General features: G+C 70.6%; 10 protein-coding genes and 1 tRNA gene. 4 read left to right on the forward strand and 7 right to left on the reverse strand.

All coding sequences use genetic code 11. From position 1 onward, the window contains the following. Nucleotides 1–118: 118 nt before the first annotated feature. Entirely contained in the window at nucleotides 119–3322 is a 3204-nt protein-coding gene (locus L8951_RS06435) for a TonB-dependent receptor (protein WP_244382171.1), read from the forward strand. 133 nt (nucleotides 3323–3455) lie between these two features. Here L8951_RS06435 and L8951_RS06440 read toward each other — a convergent pair whose 3' ends face one another. The 3 genes from L8951_RS06440 to L8951_RS06450 all read right to left on the reverse strand — a co-directional run bounded on the left by L8951_RS06440 (nucleotide 3456) and on the right by L8951_RS06450 (nucleotide 5802). After that, the gene (locus L8951_RS06440; RefSeq protein ID WP_244382172.1) at nucleotides 3456–3842 is read right to left on the reverse strand and encodes a BLUF domain-containing protein; all 387 of its coding nucleotides are present in this window, start codon (nucleotides 3840–3842) and stop codon (nucleotides 3456–3458) included. A 10-nt stretch (nucleotides 3843–3852) separates the two neighbouring features. Continuing rightward, nucleotides 3853–5493 carry a putative bifunctional diguanylate cyclase/phosphodiesterase gene (locus L8951_RS06445; RefSeq protein WP_244382173.1) on the reverse strand — a complete coding sequence of 547 codons (1641 nt, stop codon included), beginning with the start codon at nucleotides 5491–5493 and terminating at the stop codon, nucleotides 3853–3855. 233 nt (nucleotides 5494–5726) lie between these two features. Beyond that, nucleotides 5727–5802: transfer RNA gene (locus L8951_RS06450), tRNA-Thr, on the reverse strand. Nucleotides 5803–5988: 186 nt separating this feature from the next. Here L8951_RS06450 and L8951_RS06455 point away from each other — a divergent pair. The 3 genes from L8951_RS06455 to L8951_RS06465 all read left to right on the forward strand — a co-directional run bounded on the left by L8951_RS06455 (nucleotide 5989) and on the right by L8951_RS06465 (nucleotide 13683). Then, on the forward strand, nucleotides 5989–8100 hold the full coding sequence (locus L8951_RS06455; RefSeq protein WP_244382174.1) for a PAS domain-containing protein: 2112 nt from the start codon (nucleotides 5989–5991) through the stop codon (nucleotides 8098–8100). Nucleotides 8101–8182: 82 nt separating this feature from the next. After that, complete coding sequence (locus L8951_RS06460; RefSeq protein ID WP_244382175.1) at nucleotides 8183–12826, forward strand: NAD-glutamate dehydrogenase; 4644 nt, start codon at nucleotides 8183–8185, stop codon at nucleotides 12824–12826. A gap of 5 nt (nucleotides 12827–12831) precedes the next feature. Then, the gene (locus L8951_RS06465) at nucleotides 12832–13683 is read left to right on the forward strand and encodes an ATP-grasp domain-containing protein (protein WP_244382176.1); all 852 of its coding nucleotides are present in this window, start codon (nucleotides 12832–12834) and stop codon (nucleotides 13681–13683) included. On the opposite strand, the gene L8951_RS06470 is transcribed toward L8951_RS06465, so the two are convergent. The 4 genes from L8951_RS06470 to L8951_RS06485 form a co-directional block, all read right to left on the reverse strand. Further along, the gene (locus L8951_RS06470; RefSeq protein ID WP_244382177.1) at nucleotides 13680–13937 is read right to left on the reverse strand and encodes a ribbon-helix-helix domain-containing protein; all 258 of its coding nucleotides are present in this window, start codon (nucleotides 13935–13937) and stop codon (nucleotides 13680–13682) included. The two genes, L8951_RS06465 and L8951_RS06470, sit on opposite strands and share 4 nt — an antisense overlap. 139 nt (nucleotides 13938–14076) lie before the next feature. Beyond that, nucleotides 14077–14802 (reverse strand): acetoacetyl-CoA reductase, encoded by a 726-nt coding sequence (phbB, locus tag L8951_RS06475; protein ID WP_244382178.1) that lies wholly within the window; start codon nucleotides 14800–14802, stop codon nucleotides 14077–14079. A 17-nt stretch (nucleotides 14803–14819) separates the two neighbouring features. Next, the gene (gene hemH / locus L8951_RS06480) at nucleotides 14820–15818 is read right to left on the reverse strand and encodes a ferrochelatase (RefSeq protein WP_244382179.1); all 999 of its coding nucleotides are present in this window, start codon (nucleotides 15816–15818) and stop codon (nucleotides 14820–14822) included. A gap of 4 nt (nucleotides 15819–15822) precedes the next feature. Then, nucleotides 15823–17925, reverse strand: a complete 2103-nt coding sequence (locus L8951_RS06485; protein WP_244382180.1) for a molybdopterin cofactor-binding domain-containing protein — start codon at nucleotides 17923–17925, stop codon at nucleotides 15823–15825. Nucleotides 17926–17948 lie beyond the last annotated feature (23 nt).

A 17948-nucleotide genomic window follows, 5' to 3' on the forward strand; every position in this document is an offset into this window, starting at 1 on the left:
CTTGTGAACGATCACACGCTTCTTTACACCTGACCCGTCCATATCTGCGCGATGTCCGCGCTCGCCAATGTATTCAGGGGAGGATCTTTTGGCCACCGAAGAGAAGAATTTGTTCAGCATGCGCATGCTCGGCACCGCGTCGAGCTTTGCGATGGTGATGGCGTTGTCGCAGCCCGCCTACGCGCAGGACGCGAGCGATCCGGCGCAGGCCGAGGACGAGCAGGAAGAGCTCGAAGGCACCGACATGCCGGTCGTCGAGGAAGACGATACCGTCGTCATCACCGGCTATCTTCGCAGCCTCGAGACCGCCGCCGCGATCAAGCGCGACGCCGACACCTTCGTCGACGTCATCACCGCCGAGGACATCGGCGCGCTGCCCGACCGCTCGGTCGCCGAATCGCTCCAGCGCGTGCCCGGCGTGAACATCAGCCGCTTCGTCCAGCGCGACGACCCCGATCGCTTCTCGGTCGAGGGCTCGGGCGTGATCATCCGCGGACTTCCCTACGTGCGCTCGGAACTCAACGGCCGCGACATCTTCTCGGCCAACGGTGGCCGCACGCTCGGCTTCAACGACGTCTCGCCCGAACTGCTCGGGCGCGTCGAGGTGTTCAAGAACCTCACCGCCGACATGGTCGAGGGCGGCATCTCGGGGACGGTCAACCTCGTCACCCGCAAGCCGCTCGACAATCCCGGCCTCAAGATCGCGGGCACGATCGAAGCCAATGTCGGCGACCTCGCCAAGGAATGGTCGCCCGGTTTCTCTGGCCTCGTGTCCAACACCTGGGACTTCGAGGCCGGCACCATCGGGCTCCAGGCTGCCTATGCGCAGCAGGAGCTGGTGACCCGCACCGACGCCAGCCAGATCACCGACCCCTGCTTCCGTCCCGAGACGCTGCTCGCCGACCAGCCCTGCTTCCGCTCGCTGCCGACCGGTTCGGGCGGGATCGACGGCAATGCCGATCCGCTCGGCCCCGACGAGTTCGACACCACCGGGCTGATCATCGCGCCGAAGGGCGCGGGGGTGCGCACCACCACGCTGACCCGCGACCGTAACGCCTTCTCGGGCGTCGCGCAGTTCGAGAGCGCGGGCGGCGAACTCCTCATCACCGCCGAATATCTGCGCGCCGAGACCGACGGCAGCCTCGCCGAATTCGCGGTGTTGGCGCAGGTCAACGACGACAATTTCAGCCCGGTCATCGCGCCCGGCACCAACCCCGTCATCATCGGCCGCGAGCTGGTGTCGGCCACGCTGACCCAGACCAGCCAGGAAGGCATCACGGGCATCCCGACCGAGACCCTGCGCTTCGTGCAGCAGGACGGCGCGATGACCGAGGACTTCTCGGTCGACGTCGATTTCGCGCTGACCGACCGGTTGCGCGGCAACGTCGAATTTCAGACGATCAACTCGGATCGCAGCCTCGACGGCGTGATCACCGCGATGCGCTCGTTCAGCGACATCTTCTACGACAATTCGGGCGAGACCCCGGTGGTCCGCTTCTTCGAGGCGGGCAGCGGCGGCAACGCCGACCTCAGCGCGGTCGCCGACCCCGAGGGCATCTACTACTGGTTCCACCTCGACGGGCGCCTGCGCAACGAGGGCGACCTCAATTCGCTGCGCGGCGACATGGAATATGACCTCGAGGCCGGCCCGCTCAAGCGCGTCCGCTTCGGTGCCCGCTGGGCCGAGCGCAACCAGAAGACCCGGCAGGCCACCTACCAGGTCTGGTCGAACCTCGGCGACACCTGGACCACGCGGAACGGCGACTGGAGCTGGTCGCAGAACGACCCGAGCCGCTTCTACGGCGCGGGCGGCGGCGCCTATGTCGTCGACTTCCCCGGGCAGGCCAGCCTGTACGATCCGTTCGGCGACAACTTCCAGCGCGGCAACGTGGCCGCCCCGGTCGGCGCGGCCTTCTACTACGGCGGCGACGACCTGCTCCGCAAATATCTCGCGGGCACGCTCGAGGCCGACTTCCAGGCGATCCAGGACTTCACCCGTTCGCCCGAACAGCGCGACCTCATCCCGCTCGACGAGGACGGCGAGCCGATCTTCCAGCCCGCCAGCGTCACCAGCGTCGGCGAAGGCACGCTCGGGCTCTACGCCCGCGCCGATTACGAGCATGAGTTCGACAACGGCTGGGTGCTCGATGGCAACTTCGGCGTGCGCTACGTCGAGACCAACGTGCGCAGCGACGGTATCCTGAGCTTCCCCGAGCCGGGGGTGATCGACAACCCCGAGCTGGGCGGTGACGGCGACGGCGTCGCCGAGCGTTCGGATCTCGAGGCGGTCTGCGCCTTCATCGCGGGCAACCCGGGGCTCAACCGCAGCTTCTGCTCGCTGCCCGATTCGCGCCGCGACGAATATGTCGCCGCGTTGAACGGGGCGCGGACCGACCTGGGGTCGGGGCAGAGCTACGACAACTGGCTGCCGAGCTTCAACGCGCGGCTCGACTTCGGCAACGGCATGCTCGTTCGCGGCGCGGTGTCGAAGGCGATCTTCCGTCCCGACCTCGCCGCCAACGGCGTGGGCGGGGTGATCGGCGACAATATCGGCGTCCTCGTCCAGTCGGGCACGCTCGACAGCGGGCCGCTGTTCGCGATCAACACGGGCAACCCGTTCCTCAATGCCACGCAGGCGTGGAACTACGACCTGTCGTTCGAATGGTATTGGGACACGGTCGGCTCGCTCACCGTCACTGGCTTCATGAAGGACATCGACGACGTCGTGACCTCGGGCGCGGTGGTGAACCAGCTGGTCAACTCGGAGACGGGGCTCGCCTATGACGTTCGCGTCGACGGCCCGCAGAACCTCGAATCGGGTCGCCTCAAGGGGGTCGAGGTCGCCTACCAGCAGGTCTACGACTTCCTGCCCGGCGCGCTCGGCGGGATCGGCTCGCAGCTGACCTACACCTATGTCGACGGCGGCGAGTTCTTCAACGACGCGGGCGGCGCGCGGCAGAGCCCGTTTGCGCAGGGGCTCCCGCTCGCGGGCATCTCCGAGCACACGGTCAACGCGGTGCTGTTCTACGAATATGCCGGCCTGTCGGCGCGTGCCGCCTACAACTGGCGCTCGGACTTCCTGCAGACCCCGCGCGACGTGATCTTCCCCTTCTCGCCGATCTATGGCGAGGACACCGGGCAGCTCGACGCGTCGATCTTCTACGCGGTCACCGACAATGTGAAGGTCGGGGTGCAGGGGGTGAACCTGCTCGACGAGGTCACCCGCACCTCGCAGCTGATCGATTACGACGGCACGCGGATCACCCGCTCGGCCTTCCGCAACGATCGCCGCTTCACCTTCCTCGCCCGTTTCGACTTCTAGTCGCGACGCGCCAGATCAACGCAGGGGGCCCCGGCAGCGATGCCGGGGCCCTTTTGCTTGGCGGGTAGGCGGGCGCGAGCGCGGGCGCGGGCGCGGGCCGGGCGCGAGCCGGGACGCTCCGCCGCGGCGCGCCTCACGCACCCGGCGCCGCGCTGCACGCGTCGGCCCATTCGCCGCGGAAGATGGCGCGCGCGCTGACGATCCCCATGTCCTCGTAGGCGAGCGTGCAGAAGTCGAAGAGCGTGTCGGCCTCGAGCGGTTCGAAGGTGAAGGGGTCGGGCAGGTGGTAGTCGGCGATCCGCTGGCTCTCGAGGATGGTCAGCGCGCGGTGCCGCCGATCGCGCGCGAGCGTGGCGATCAGCCGGTCGATCGCGCGCGCCGGCCCCTCGAGGCACTGGAAGAATTCGTGGCTGCTCGAATAAAGCGCCGAGCGCAGCCCGCGCCGGATGTTGTTGCGCCGGCTCACGGCGATGATGTCGTTGAGCTTCTTGAAGGTGATCGGCCCGGTCGGCGCGCTCACGTAGCAGACCCTAAGCAGCGGCAAGGTCGCCTCCTGCCCGCCCCAGCTCCTCGAAGTTGGTCGGGCGACCGAGGAAATAGCCCTGGAACAGCTCGATCCCGGCGGCCTCGAGCAAGGTGCGGGTCGCCGCGTCCTCGAGCCCCTCGGCGATCAGCTCGAGCTCGAGCGAGCGCGAGATCGAGGCGAGCGCGCTGATCACCGCGACATTGGCCTCGCTGTGCAGGTCGTCGACGAACGACTTGTCGATCTTGAGCGCGTTGACCGGCAGGCGGCTGATGTGCGCGAGGCTCGAATGCCCGGTGCCGAAATCGTCGAGCGCGATGCGAAAGCCGCAGGCGCGCACGTCCTCCAGCGCGCCGTAGAGCGCCGAGCCGGGGTCGAAGAAGGAGCTGTTCTCGGTGATCTCGACCACGAAGCGGGTCGGGTCGAGCCCGCGCTGCTCGATCTGGCGGGCAAGCCGCGGCGCGAACTTCTCGCTCAGCAGGTTGGCGGGGGTGCAGTTGAGGTGGATGACCGGGTGGGTGCCGACCATCGCCGCGAGCGCGGCGCTGTCGCGGATCGACTGCTCGAGCACCTGCAGGCTGAGGTCGGGGTCGGTCAGCCCGGCGGCGAAGGCCTCGGGACGCTGCACCCGCTTGCCCGAGCGGGTGCGCGCCAGCGCCTCGACCCGGACCGCGTCGGGATCGGCGAGCGAGACGATCGGCTGGAACGCGGTGAACAGGCGCCGTTCGGCCACCGCGGCGGCGAGGACGGCGACCTGCGCCGCCTTGGCGCCGAACGGGTCGGGCAGCGTGTCGGTGTAGAGGGTGGCATTGCCCTTGCCCGCGGCCTTGCCGTTGTAGAGCGCGATGTCGGCGCGGCGGAGCGCCTCGTCGAAGCTGTCGCCCGAATACCAGCGCGCCAGCCCGATGGTGCAGGGGATCGAGACGCGCGCGCTGCCGCATTGCATCGGTCTCTTGAGGGTGCGGATGAGCTTGCGCAGGAAGCGCATGGCGATCCGCTCGGAGACCGGCTCGGGGAAGAACATGGCGAATTCGTCGCCGCCGATCCGGCACAGCTCGGCGAAGGGGACGATCTCGCGCATCAGGTTGGCGGCATGGCGCAGGGCCTGGTCGCCGACCGCGTGGCCGAAACCGTCGTTGATCGGCTTCATGTTGTCGAAGTCGCACAGCGCGACCCACCCGCTCTTACCCGGCTTGGCGAGCGTGCGCGAGACGATCCGGTAGAAGGCGCGGCGGTTGCGCAGCCCGGTGAGCGTGTCGTGCTCGCTCGCCCATTGGGTCTCGATCGACTTGTCATGCTGCTCGGAGATGTCGACGACCACGCCGGAGATCAGCGTGCGGTCCTCGCTGCCGCTGGCGAGCCCGAAACAGCGGACCCGGCGCAAGGCGCCGCGCGCGCTGATGATATCGGCCTCGAAGCTGAACTTCTCGCGCTTGTGCAGCGCCTCGAAGACCGCGCGGCGCACGGTGTGGCGCGACCCGCGCGAATAGAAGCCGAGCGCGCGATCGAGCGTGATTGGCTCGCCCACCGGCACGTCGTGGAGGCGGTAGGTGCCGGGCGACCAGTCGACGTGGCGGTCGCCGTCGCGATATTGCCAGCACCCCACCTTCGCGAGGCTTTCGAGTTTGGCGTCCTGGGCCAGGAACACGTGTCTTTCCCCCGCAAGCGATGCCTGGGAGTGTAAACGGTTTACGGCGCGGATGGTCGACCCTTGCTCCGAAACGGAGCCGATTGGCGGAGCACCGGCCGCGCGCGTTCGGGGACGGGGCGATGACCGCGCCGATTCGGTGCGAGCACGGCGCGGCGGGGCGCAAAAAAAAGGGGGGGCAGCGGGATGCCAACCGCGGGCGGCGGCGCACGGCGCGTGCCGACCAGCGGATATGGTGCCGCAGAAGGGACTCGAACCCCCGACCCCATCATTACGAATGACGTGCTCTACCAGCTGAGCTACTGCGGCATCGCTTGCGCCCCGGGAGGGGCCAGCGGATGCGCGCCTCTACCAATGTGCGCGCCCGCCTGCAAGCCCGTGCGCGCCGGCGCGCGAGCGGGACCCGGCGCGGCGCTGGTTGAGACGCGCTTAACGAATTTTTCAGCCCGCGCGCGCATGTTCCCATGCAGATCTTATCATCAGGCGGGGTGGGCCATGTACGCGCAGCAGCAACAGACCGACAGGGGTAGCGAGGCGGCCATCGCCGACCGGCGCATGCAGGTCCGGGCCTACAATTACTGGTATTCGCTGCTCGACGGGCGCGACTTCCCCTCGATCGACGACCTCCGGCCCGCCGACCTCCAGCATTTCGCGGTCAACAGTGTGCTGATGGATTTCTCCCGCGGCACCGACGATCCCACGCTGCCCTATATCGGGCAGGCCGTGCGCGCGCAGTGCGGGGTGGGCGAATCGGTCGAACGGCTGAGCGAGGTCCCGCGCCATTCGATGCTCGGCGTGGTCGCCGATCATTATGCCCGGCTGATGGAGTGCCGCGCGCCCGTCGGCTTCGAGAGCGAGGGCCCCGAGGAGGTCGGCGACGGCCCGCTCTACCGCGGCATCCTCATGCCCTTCTCCTCCGACGATCGCACCATCGACTTCGTCTATGCGGTGATCAACTGGAAAACCGCCGAGCAGCGCGCGGCCGAAACCGCGGCGCGGCGCGAGGCCGAGGCCGAGGCGACGGGCGCGCTCGAGGATCTCGACGCCCCCGCGCCGGTGCCGCACGGCGAGCCGGCGTCGCTCGACCCCGCCGAGCCCGCGCCCGTCGCGGCGACGCCGCACGACGATGCCGGGAACGCGGCCACCGCCGCCTACGCTTCCGCCGCGGACTGGACCGACGGCCCCGACAGCGCGGTGGAGGCCGCGACCGAGGACCCCGCCGCCGCACCGGTCGACGCCGACGCGCCGGGGGTGGTCGCCTTCGCCCCCGCGCTCCCCGACGACGAGGAGGCCGCCTCGTTCGCTCGGGTCGACGACATGCCGACCGACGCGGCGGAGGCCGAGACGGCGGCTGCGGGTGATGCGCCGGCCGAGGCCGAACCGGCCGACGGGGGCGCCGATTATGCCGCGCTCGCCGCGGTCGAGCTGCCCGACGACATGGGCGATGCGGGCGAACAGGACGCCGGGGACGAGACGGGCGGCGACTATGCCGAGCTGACCGGCAGCTTTGCGCGCATGGAGCGCCCCGACCCGCTCGCCGACATGGACGAGGCGGCGGACGGCGACATCCTCGAACTGGCCCCCGAGGCGCAGGTCGAGGTCGACCCGTTCGATGCCGCCGCGCCGGGCGAGGACACCGCGGACGCCGCGGGCGCCGACGATGGCGACTCCGACGAGGGCCACTGGGGGGAGGCGCCGACACCGACGGCGCCGGTGCTCGACACCGCCGTGGACGAGCCCGAGCCGACCGCCACCATCGACCCCGCCGCGATCGACGCCGACACGGGCCCCGAGCCGGAAACCGACGCGGCGGACGGGGTAGACGCCCAAGACGCGCTCGCCGCGACGCTCGCCGTGCCGCTGGCGCCGACCGACGCGGCGGACGAGGCGGAGGACGCGCACGAGCCGGACCCGCAGGCGGCGGAGGAAGCCGACGCGGCGACGGCCGACGTCCTCGCGGCCGAAGCGGACACGGACGCAGACGCGGACGCGGACGATGACGCCGACGACCCCTCGCCGCTCGAAACCTGGCTCGAGGCCGCGCGCGAGGCGGCGGCGCTGTCCAACGATGCCGACAGTCGCAGCCGCGCCGCGCTCTACAAGGCGCTCGGGCAGGCCTATGACTTCAGTCTCGTCGCCGAGGCCGAACCCGATCATTATGCGGCGCTGCTCGAGGCGGCGGACCTCACCGTGCAGGCGCGCGCGCCGATGACCCCGATCGTCAAGCTCGTGTTCGGGATCGATTACGACAAGACCCGGCTGACCGAGTTCGCCGCCGCCCTGTCCTACGGCCACCGCAAGGGAATCGCGCAGGGGGACTTCGAGGCGTTCGTGAGCGAGGCCGAAGGCGGGCTCAAGGGGCTGGTCGCCGCCGAGCGCGCGCTCAAGCGCGGCGAGGAGGCGCGCGCGCCTGCCGGCAACGCCCGGCTCGAGGCGGCGTGTCGCCGCCTGCGCGAACGCGACGCCATCGACCTCGCCCGGCTCGGCGCCAACGAGGAGTTCGCGCTGGTGCTGGTGCGCCGCGACGACAATGGGGCGCACGCGCCGGTCGCGCGTGTGATCGATCACAAATTGGTCGAGCGCGCGATCCTCAAGTCGGGACGCTAGAACGCCCGCAAACTCCCCCTTGTGACCCCTCTGGGGCGGGTCTATAGCCCGCCGCCAAGTCAGGATGCGTCAGGGAAGCGGCATGTCGGAACAAGGGATCGATCCCGCCTGGGTGGAAGTGCTCGAACAGGCGATGGAAGCGAGCGCGCTTCCGGGTGACCTCGATGGCTATGGCCTCGAAGACCTCGAGGACGCGGCGCGCTTCGTTGCCGAGACCGCGCAGCAGCGCAAGCCCGGCCGGCTCAACCTCGAACTCGAGAGTTCGGGCGGCGAGGCGGGGCAGCGGCGGATGCGGCTCGCGCTCGTCAACGACGACATGCCCTTCCTCGTCGACAGCGTCGCCGGCGCGATCGCCGCGCGCGGGCTGTCGGTCTACCGCCTGCTGCACCCGATCATCCGCGTGCGCCGCGACGCGGAAGGGCGGATCATCGGCTGGGGCGGCGAGGAGGGCACCCCCGAGAGCCTGATCTTCATCGAGCTCGACCGCGCCGATGCGCGTGGGCGCCACGACCTGTCGGTGATCCTGCGTGACGTACTCGAGCATGTTCGCGCCGCGGTGCGCGACTGGAAGGCGATGCTCGCCGAGATGGCGAGCGACGCCGAGCGGCTGCGCGAGCAGCGCCCCGAAGCGGCCAATTTCCTCGACTGGCTCGGTGACAACAATTTCACCTTGCTCGGCCATCTCCTCATCGGCGAGGACGGCAAGCCGGGCGCGGGGCTCGGCATCCTGCGCGACGGTATCGAGCTGTGGGACGAGAGCGTCGTGCGCGCCGCGATCGAGGCGCTGACCTCGGGGGGGCGCAGCTATCTCATCCTCAAGGCCGACCAGGTCTCGCCGGTGCACCGGCGGGTGCCGCTCGACGTCATCATGGTCCGGCGCGAACAGGGCATCTCGGTGCATTGCGGGCTGTGGACCTCGGAGGCGCTGCGCGCGCCCGCCGCCGAAGTCCCGATCCTGCGGCAGCGGCTCGCCGCGCTCGACAAGGAGCTTGGCTTCTCCCCCGCGAGCCATGGCGGCAAGGCGCTGACGCATGCCATCTCGACGCTGCCCCACGACCTCGTGATCAGCTTCGAGGAGGAGGAAGTGCGGCTCGCCGCGCTGACCGCGATGAGCCTCGCCGATCGCCCGCGCCCGACGCTGCTGGTGCTGCAGGGCACGCTCCAGCGTCACCTCTATGCCTTCGTCTGGCTGCCGCGCGACGAGCTCTCGACCTCGCGCCGGCTGGCGATCGCGATGATGCTCGAGGACGAGGTGGGCTCGCCCATCTCCTCCTGGTCGGTCGAATTGGGCGACGGCGAGCTGGCGCTGCTGCGCTACACCATGGCGACCGATCCCTCGATGCCGCTCCCCGATGTCGAGGCGCTCGACCGGGCGCTGGTCGAGATGGTGCGCGGCTGGGCCCCGGCGGTGGAGGCCGAGCTGATCGACGAGGTCGGCGCCGGCCGCGCCACCCGCCTCGCGCTCTCCTTCCTGCCCGGCATGCCCGAAAGCTATCGCGCGCGCACCACCCCGCGCGAGGGGGCGCTCGACATCACCCGAATGAGCGCGCTCGACCCCGACCTCGACGAGCGCAGCGTGCGGCTGGTGCGCGCCGAGCACGAGGCACCCAACCGGCTGCGGCTCAAGACCTATCGCGCCAACGGGATCATCCCGCTGTCCGAGGCGGTCCCGGTGCTCGAATATTTCGGCTTCGAGGTGCTCGAGGAAATTCCGACGGCGCTCGCCGACGGGGCGCTCGGCTATATCCACGACTTCCACCTCGAGCTGCCCGAGGGCACCGACGTGGCGGCGATCATGGAGCGCGCCGAGGTGGTCGAGGCCGCGATCGCCGAAGTGATGCAGGGCGAGGCCGAGAACGACGGCTTCAACAGCCTCGTGCTGTTCGCCGGGCTCGAGCCCCGCTCGGTGGTCTGGCTGCGCGCGTGGTTCCGCTACATGCGGCAGATCGGGGTGGCCTTCGGGCTGGCCACCGTGGTCGAGACGCTGCAGGACGCGCCGACCGCGACCGCCGCGCTGATCGATGCCTTCATCGCCGCGCACGACCCGCAGGCCGCCGACGACCGCGCCGCCAACGTCGAGCGCGCGCTGCGCAATTTCGACGATGCGCTGTCGATGGTGCAGTCGATCGACGACGATCGCATCCTGCGGCTGTTCCGCGCCATCGTGAAGGCGACGCTGCGGACCAACGCCTTCGCGGTGAAGGACGGCGAATGCCTCGCCTTCAAGTTCGACAGCGCCAAGATCCCCGGGCTGCCCGCCCCCGTCCCCTACCGCGAGATCTGGGTCTACGGCCCGCGCGTCGAGGGGATCCACCTGCGCGGCGGCCCGGTCGCGCGCGGCGGGCTGCGCTGGTCCGACCGGCGCGACGACTTTCGCACCGAGGTGCTCGGGCTGGTCAAGGCGCAGCTGGTCAAGAACGCGGTCATCGTGCCGACCGGCGCCAAGGGCGGCTTCTACGCCAAGCAGCTGCCCAACCCGAACGATCGCGAGGCGTGGTTCGCCGAGGGCACCGAGGCCTATCGCACCTTCATCCGCTCGCTGCTGTCGGTGACCGACAACATCGTCGACGACAAGGTCGTCCACCCCGACAATGTGGTCGTCCACGACGGCGACGATCCCTATTTCGTGGTCGCCGCCGACAAGGGCACCGCGACCTTCTCCGACATCGCCAACGCGATCGCGCTCGAACGCGGGTTCTGGCTCGGCGACGCCTTCGCGAGCGGCGGCTCGAACGGCTATGACCACAAGGCGATGGGGATCACCGCCAAGGGGGCATGGGTCTCGGTCCAGCGCCACTTCCTCGAGATGGGGATCGACGTCCAGACCGACCCGATCGACGTCGTCGGGGTCGGCGACATGTCGGGTGACGTGTTCGGCAACGGGATGATGCTGTCCAAGGCGCTGCGCCTCGTCGCTGCCTTCGACCACCGCCACATCTTCATCGATCCCGACCCCGATCCCGCGACCAGCTGGGAGGAACGCAAGCGCCTGTTCGAGATGGGGCGCTCGAGCTGGGACGATTACGACCGCGACAAGCTGTCGCCCGGGGCGATGATCGTGCGGCGCGACCAGAAGTCGATCCGCCTCACTGCGCAGGCGCGCGCGGCGCTGGGGCTGGGCGAGGAGGTCGAGGAGGAACTCGCCCCGCAGGCGATCCTGTCGGCGATCCTCAAGGCCCCCGCCGACCTCCTCTGGTTCGGCGGCATCGGCACCTATGTGAAGGCCGCGCGGCAGAGCAATGCCGAGGTCGGCGACCCGACCAACGACGCGATCCGCGTCAATGCCGAGGAGCTGCGCGTCAAGGCGATCGGCGAGGGCGCCAACCTCGGGATCACGCAGGAAGCGCGAATCGAGTTCGCGCTCGGCGGCGGGCGCATCAACACCGACTTCATCGACAATTCGGCGGGGGTCGACTGCTCGGACAACGAAGTCAACATCAAGATCCCGCTCAACCGCGAGATGCGCGAGGGACGGCTCGATTTCGACGCGCGCAACCGCCTGCTCGAGGCGATGACCGACGAGGTCGCGGCGCTGGTGCTCGAGGACAACCGGCTGCAGGCGCTCGCGCTGTCGGTCGCCGAGGCGCGGGGCGCGGTCGGGCTGCCCGGGTTCGTGCGCACGATCGAGATCCTCGAGGCCTCGGGCCGGCTCGACCGGCGCGTCGAGGGGCTCGCCAGTTCGGAGGCGCTGATGCGCCGCGGGCTCGACAATGTCGGCATGACCCGGCCCGAACTGGCGGTGGTGCTGTCGATGTCGAAGATGGCGTTGCAGGACGCGGCCGAACAGCTCGACCTCGCCGCCGACCCGGCGCTCGAGGAGGAGCTCTACGCCGCCTTCCCGCGGCCGATGATCGAGCAGCATCGCGACGCGGTCGCCGCGCACCGGCTCGAGAACGAGATCATCGCCACCAAGGTCGCCAACCGGCTGGTCAACCGGCTCGGCCCCTCGATCGCGCTCGACATGACCGAGGAGGAAGGCGTCGCGCTGGGGCAGGTCGCGGTGGCGTTCATCGTCGCCGAGCGGATCCTCGGGCTGCCCGCGCTGTGGGCGCGGATCGAGGCCGCCGAGGTCGACGAGAAGACCCGCATCGAACTTTTCTCGGTGGCGGCGCGCTCGGTGCGCAGCCACCTGTCGGACATCCTGCGCTCGGCCGGGGCGGAAACCCGCGTGTCGGCGCTGCTCGACCTGTTCGCGCCGGGCTACAACGAGGTCGAGAGCGCGACCCAGCGGCTGATCCGCGCCGAGGTGCGCAACGAGGCGCAGGCGCGGCGCGAACGGCTGACCGAGATGGGGGCCGACCCCGAACTGGTCGATGCGCTGATCCACCTCTACGAGATGGACGGGGTGTTCGGGCTGGCCGCGCTGGGGCATCGCAAGGGCAGCAACATCCTGCCGCTGACCGCCGCCTATACCCGGCTCGGCGAAGCGCTCGGGCTCGACTGGGCGCAGCAGCAGCTCATCCGCTACGTGCCCGCCGACAATTGGGAGCGGTTGCTGGTCGCCGGGCTGGCGCGCGACTTCGAGCAGCTGCGGATCGACTTCCTCGCCAAGGTCCTGCGCGGCGATCGCGAACTCGAGGGCGCGATCGAGGCGTGGATCGAGCGCAACCAGCCGCGGATCGAGCAATTCCGCCGCCTCATCGAGCGCGCGCAGAAGGCGGGCGGGGCGACCACGCCGATGCTCGCGCAGATCGCCAACCAGGCGCGCATCCTGCTCGCCCGCTAGTGGGCATGCGCCTCGCGATCCTCACCCCGTCCGAGTGGGACGCGCAATTCTATGCCGCCGAATTGGCGCGGCAGCGCGGCTTGTTCGAAGCGGCGGGGCACGAGGTCGTCGCCTGCCGCTGGAACGCGGCCGACGATGCGCTGCTGCGCGGCGTCGATGCGGTGTTGCCGCTGATCGCCTGGGGCTACCACCTCGACGGCGGGCGCTGGTTCGACCTGCTCGACCGGATCGCCTTTCGCAAGGTGCCCTGCGTCAACGACGTCGCGATCCTGCGGTGGAATTCGGACAAGGCCTATCTCGGCGAGCTCGCCGACAAGGGGGTTGCGGTGGTGCCCACGCTCGAGGGCGAGGGGCAGGACGAGCGGCTGCTCGCGCGCGCCGCCGCGCAGTTTGCGACCGACCGGCTGGTGGTCAAGCCGCGGCTCTCGGCGAGCGGGGAAGGCACCTATGCGCTGCGCCCCGACGAGCCGCTGCCCGCCGATGTCCGCGACGAGCGGCTGGTGGTCCAGCCCTTCCTGCCCGACATCCTGAGCGCGGGCGAGATGAGCCTGCTCTATTTCGACGGTCGCTACAGCCATGCCGCGGTCAAGCGCGCCCGCGCGGGCGAATTTCGGGTCCAGCCCGAGTTCGGCGGGAGCGAGGAGCCGGTCGAGGCCCCCGCCGCGGCGCGCGCGCTGGCCGAGGCGGCGCTGGGCTGCGCGCCGCTCGCCCCCGCCTATGCGCGGGTCGACCTGGTGATGACCGATGACGGCCCGCTGCTGATGGAGCTCGAGCTGATCGAGCCCGACCTGTTCCTGCGCCATGCCCCCGACGAGGGGGCGGGGTTTCGCGACGCGGTGCTGGCGCGGCTCGGCTAGCCCTCGCGCATCCGCGCGATCGGCCCCTCGACCATCAGCCACTGGCGGATCGCGCTCGCGAGGCCCGTGCGCGCGGCGCCCGTCTCGTCGAAGCGGGTGAGGTCGATCCGCGCGACCAGCGCGTTGACCGGCAGGTCGCGCTCGGCGGCGGCGACCTTGAGCGCCTCCCAGAACAGCGGTTCGAGGCTGATCGAGGTCTCGTGGCCACCGATGGTGACCGACCGCTTGGCGACGGGATCGGGGGTGAAGGACATGACGGCCTCGGCGCTAAGGGCGCGAGGGCGGCCTCGCGCCGTCGATCGGGTTTCCGCGTCGCCGACCCGTCGGCCGGCATGCGCGTTTCCCTTTAGCGGATCGGCGGCAGGAGGGGGACCCTCCTGCGCCCGCGCGCCGCTAGTACATGTGCTGGCCGCCGTTGATCGAGAGCGTCGAGCCGGTGATGAAGCCGGCGTCCTCGTCGACGAGGAAACCGACCCCGCGCGCGATTTCCTCGGCCTTGCCGAGCCGCCCGACCGGGATCCGCGCGACGATCTTCTCGAGCACGTTGTCGGGCACGGCGGCGACCATGTCGGTATCGATATAGCCCGGCGCGATCGCGTTGACGGTCACGTTGAAGCGCGCGCCTTCCTGCGCCAGCGCCTTGGTGAAGCCGTGGATGCCCGACTTGGCGGCGGCATAGTTGACCTGCCCGTACTGGCCCGCCTGCCCGTTGATCGAGCCGATGTTGACGATGCGGCCGTAGCCGCGCTCGCACATGCCCTCGAACACCGCCTTGGCCATGTTGAAGCAGCCGCCCAGGTTGGTGTCGATCACTTCCTGCCACTGTTCGTGGCTTTGCCGCTTCATCGTCGAATCGCGGGTGATGCCGGCGTTGTTGACGAGCACGTCGACGGTGCCGAGGTCGGCCTCGATCCTGGTCACCGCGTCCTGGCAGCCGTTGAAGTCGGCGACGTCGAACTTGTAGGCGGGGATCCCGGTACGCTCGGTGAATTCCTTGGCCTTCTGTTCGTTGCCGGCATAGGTCGCGGCAACCTTCATGCCCTTGTCCCTGAGGTGGACGGCGATCGCCTCGCCGATCCCTCGCGTGCCGCCGGTGACCACTGCAACTCGCTGCGTCATGTCCCTCTCCCTGTTGTTCAGGCCCAGCCGCCAAGCTCCTGCCGGATGAGCGTTTCGAGCATCTCCATGCCCGTCTCACGATCATTCAGACAATCGAGGCGGGCGAATTGTTCACCGCCGGCCTCGAGGAATTGTTCGCGCCCCCGGATCCCGAGCTCCTCGATGGTCTCGAGACAGTCGGCGGAAAAGCCCGGCGCGGCGATGGCGAGGCGCGTCACGCCCTCGCCCGGCAGCGCCTCGAGCCGGGTGTCGGTCGCGGGAGCGAGCCATTGCGCCGGGCCGAAGCGCGACTGGAAGGTCACCTCGGTGGGCAGCTCGAGCCGCTCGGTCAGCAGCCGCCCCGTCTTCTGGCACTGGCAGTGATAGGGATCGCCCTTGTGCAGGGTGCGCTCGGGCATGCCGTGGAAGGAGAGCAGCAGTTTCTGCGGCGCAAAATCGAGCGCGGCGAGCTGCGCCTTGAGGTCGGCGGCGAGCGCGTCGAGATGCACCGGGTCGTCATAATAAGGCGGCAGCGTGCGGATCGCGGGCTGCCAGCGGCGTTGCGCGAGCCAGTCCGACAGCGCATCCATGCTGCTCGCGCTCGTCGCCGCGCAATATTGCGGGTAGAGCGGCGCGAACAGGATCTTGCGCGCGCCCGCCTCCCACAGGCGGTCGAGCGCCGCGGGGATCGAGGGGTTGCCGTAGCGCATCGCCCAGTCGACCAGCACGCCTTCGCCGAGCCGCTCGCGCAGCTTGCCCCCCTGCGCCTTGGTGATGGCGGCGAGCGGCGAGCCGTCCTTTGTCCACACTTCCTTGTAGGCCGCCGCGCTCTTCCTCGGGCGCGTGTTGAGGATGATACCGCGCAGGATCGGCTGCCATGCGATCGGCGGGATCTCGATGACGCGGCGGTCGGACAGGAACTGCTTGAGGTAGCGCCTGACCGCTTTCGGCTCGGCCGCATCGGGGGTGCCGAGATTGGTCAGCAGGACGCCGACGCGCGGGGTCGGGAAGGTCGGATGGTCGGCGGGCTTGTCCATATCCTCAACCCCCTAAAGCAAAGGGAAGGCGGCGCAAGGCTGGCCCTTCGCCCAGTGCATTGGCGAGCGCGGCGGGAAGGACCGCCGCACCGAGGCTCGACACCCCGCCGGGAAGCTCGCCCGAGGGGGTGGTGAGCACGGTGATCTCGGGCAGGGCGCGCAGCGCCGGCGCGAGGCCTGCGCGGGCGCCCGGGCGCGGCAGCCCGTCGACCACGCGCGGGGCGGGCAGCTGCAATTCGCCGAGCGCGGCGAGCAGCCCGCCCGTCACCTGTTGCTCGACGAGGGCGGGGTTGATCATCGCGCCGCAATCGACCGCCGCGACGAGGCGGCTGACGCGGAAGGAGGAGGCACTGCCGCTCGCCTCGGCGACCAGCGCGATGCGGCTGCCGTCGAGGCGGGTGCAGGCGACCCCCATCATGCTCGCCCCGCCGCCACCGTCCCAGCCCGCTTCGGCGGCGAGCCGGGTCAGCAGCCGCGCCATGCGCACGTCGCCGCCGAGCAGGCCGATGCGGAACGACAGCGGCTCGCGGCCCAGCGCGCGGGCGGCGGCGTCGATCATCGTCTCGGTGGCGAGCGCGTGGAACGCCTCCTCGCGCCCGCGGTGCCAGCCGGTGCGCAGCGGCAGGTCGAGCGTCGTGGTGCGCAGCGCCTGCGCGGGGATCGTATAGGGCAGCCCGCCCGCCCCGAGCCGGCTTTGCGCGCGGGTGCCGTCGAGCCGGGCCAGCGACGCGCCAAGCCCGGGGGCGGCGGCGTAGGTAGCGCGCCAGCCCGCGATCGCGCCGCCCCCGAGCGCAACCTCGATGCGCGCCGCCATCGGCGGGGCGAACGCGCCGAGCCGCGCCGCCGCCGCGTGGGACACCTGCGCCTGCACCGGGCGGCCGAGCCGCTGCGCGAGCCGAGCCGCGACCGGGGCGGCATCGTTTTCGAGGAGGCGCCCGCTGGGATCGCCGATCCCCATCGGTACCAGCCGGATCGTGCCCGGCGACAGCCCGGTGGCCGCGGCGACCGCGCGGCGGGTCGCGTCAGGCGCGCGCGTGCCCGCCCAGACGTCGATCCCGCCGTCGCCGCGCGGGCGCGCGGTGGCGCTCGGCGCCTCGAGCCCGTGGTGGAGGATCGGCGCGGCGCGAAAATCGGCGACCAGCGGCGCTTCGGCGGCGGCGATCACCTCGCCCGCCTCGCCGACATCGACGAAGGCCTCCCCGCCCTCTTGCGCCAGCGCGGCGTCGAGCGCGGCATCGATCGCGGCATCGCCCGGCGGGGCGCTGGTGACGCGCACGTCGGCGGCGCGCAGCGCCTGTTCGGCGGCCCAGCTGGTCTCGCCGACCACCGCGACGAAATCGGGCGCCTCGACGATCTCGACCACCCCGCCGCGCTCGCTCGCGGCGGCACGGTCCAGCCGCGTCACGCGCCCGCCTGGCGGGGCGAGGCGGATGGCGGCGTAGAGCATGTTGGGCAGCCGGACGTCGGCGGCGAAGGTGAAGCTGCCGCGCATCTTGGGCGGCAGGTCGACGCGATCGGGGCTGGTGCCAATGATGCCCCCGCCCGCCCAGCTCCTGAGTCGGGCCTTGCCCGCGCGCCGCCGCGCCGCCCCTTCCGCGAGGTCGGCGAAGGACAGCGGGCGCTCGCCGCCGCGCACCTCGCTCCCGTCGATGAGCAGCGCGTCGCCATCGAGCCCGGTCCGCTCGGCCGCCTCGTCGCGCAGCAGCTCGCGCATCGCGGCGGCGGCGCGGCGAATATCGAGCGCGAAGCCGCGCACCGAGGTGGCGGCGGCGGTAAGGCGAAGATCGGGCCCGAAGGCGCGCGCGATCAGCGGGTTGGCGAACCCCGACCCGGCCTGTAGCGGCTGCACCGCGATGCTGTCGATCCGCGCCCCCATCTCGTCGGCGATGAGCTGGGCGAAGGCGGTCCAGATGCCCTGGCCATATTCGACCTGCGGGCAGTGCAGCGTGATCCCGCCCTGCGGATCGAGCGCGACCAGCCCGCCGACCGCGGTCCCGCCGGGGGCGACCGGGACGGCGGGGTCGTCATCGCCAAAAGCGTGCCAGGCAACGAGCAGTCCGACGCCGATGCCGCCGCCGATCAGCAGCGATCGCCGGTCGATGCGCACGATCCTCCCCCGGGTCCCCGCGC

This window comes from Sphingomicrobium astaxanthinifaciens, from assembly GCF_022865105.1.
GTDB lineage: Bacteria > Pseudomonadota > Alphaproteobacteria > Sphingomonadales > Sphingomonadaceae > Sphingomicrobium > Sphingomicrobium astaxanthinifaciens.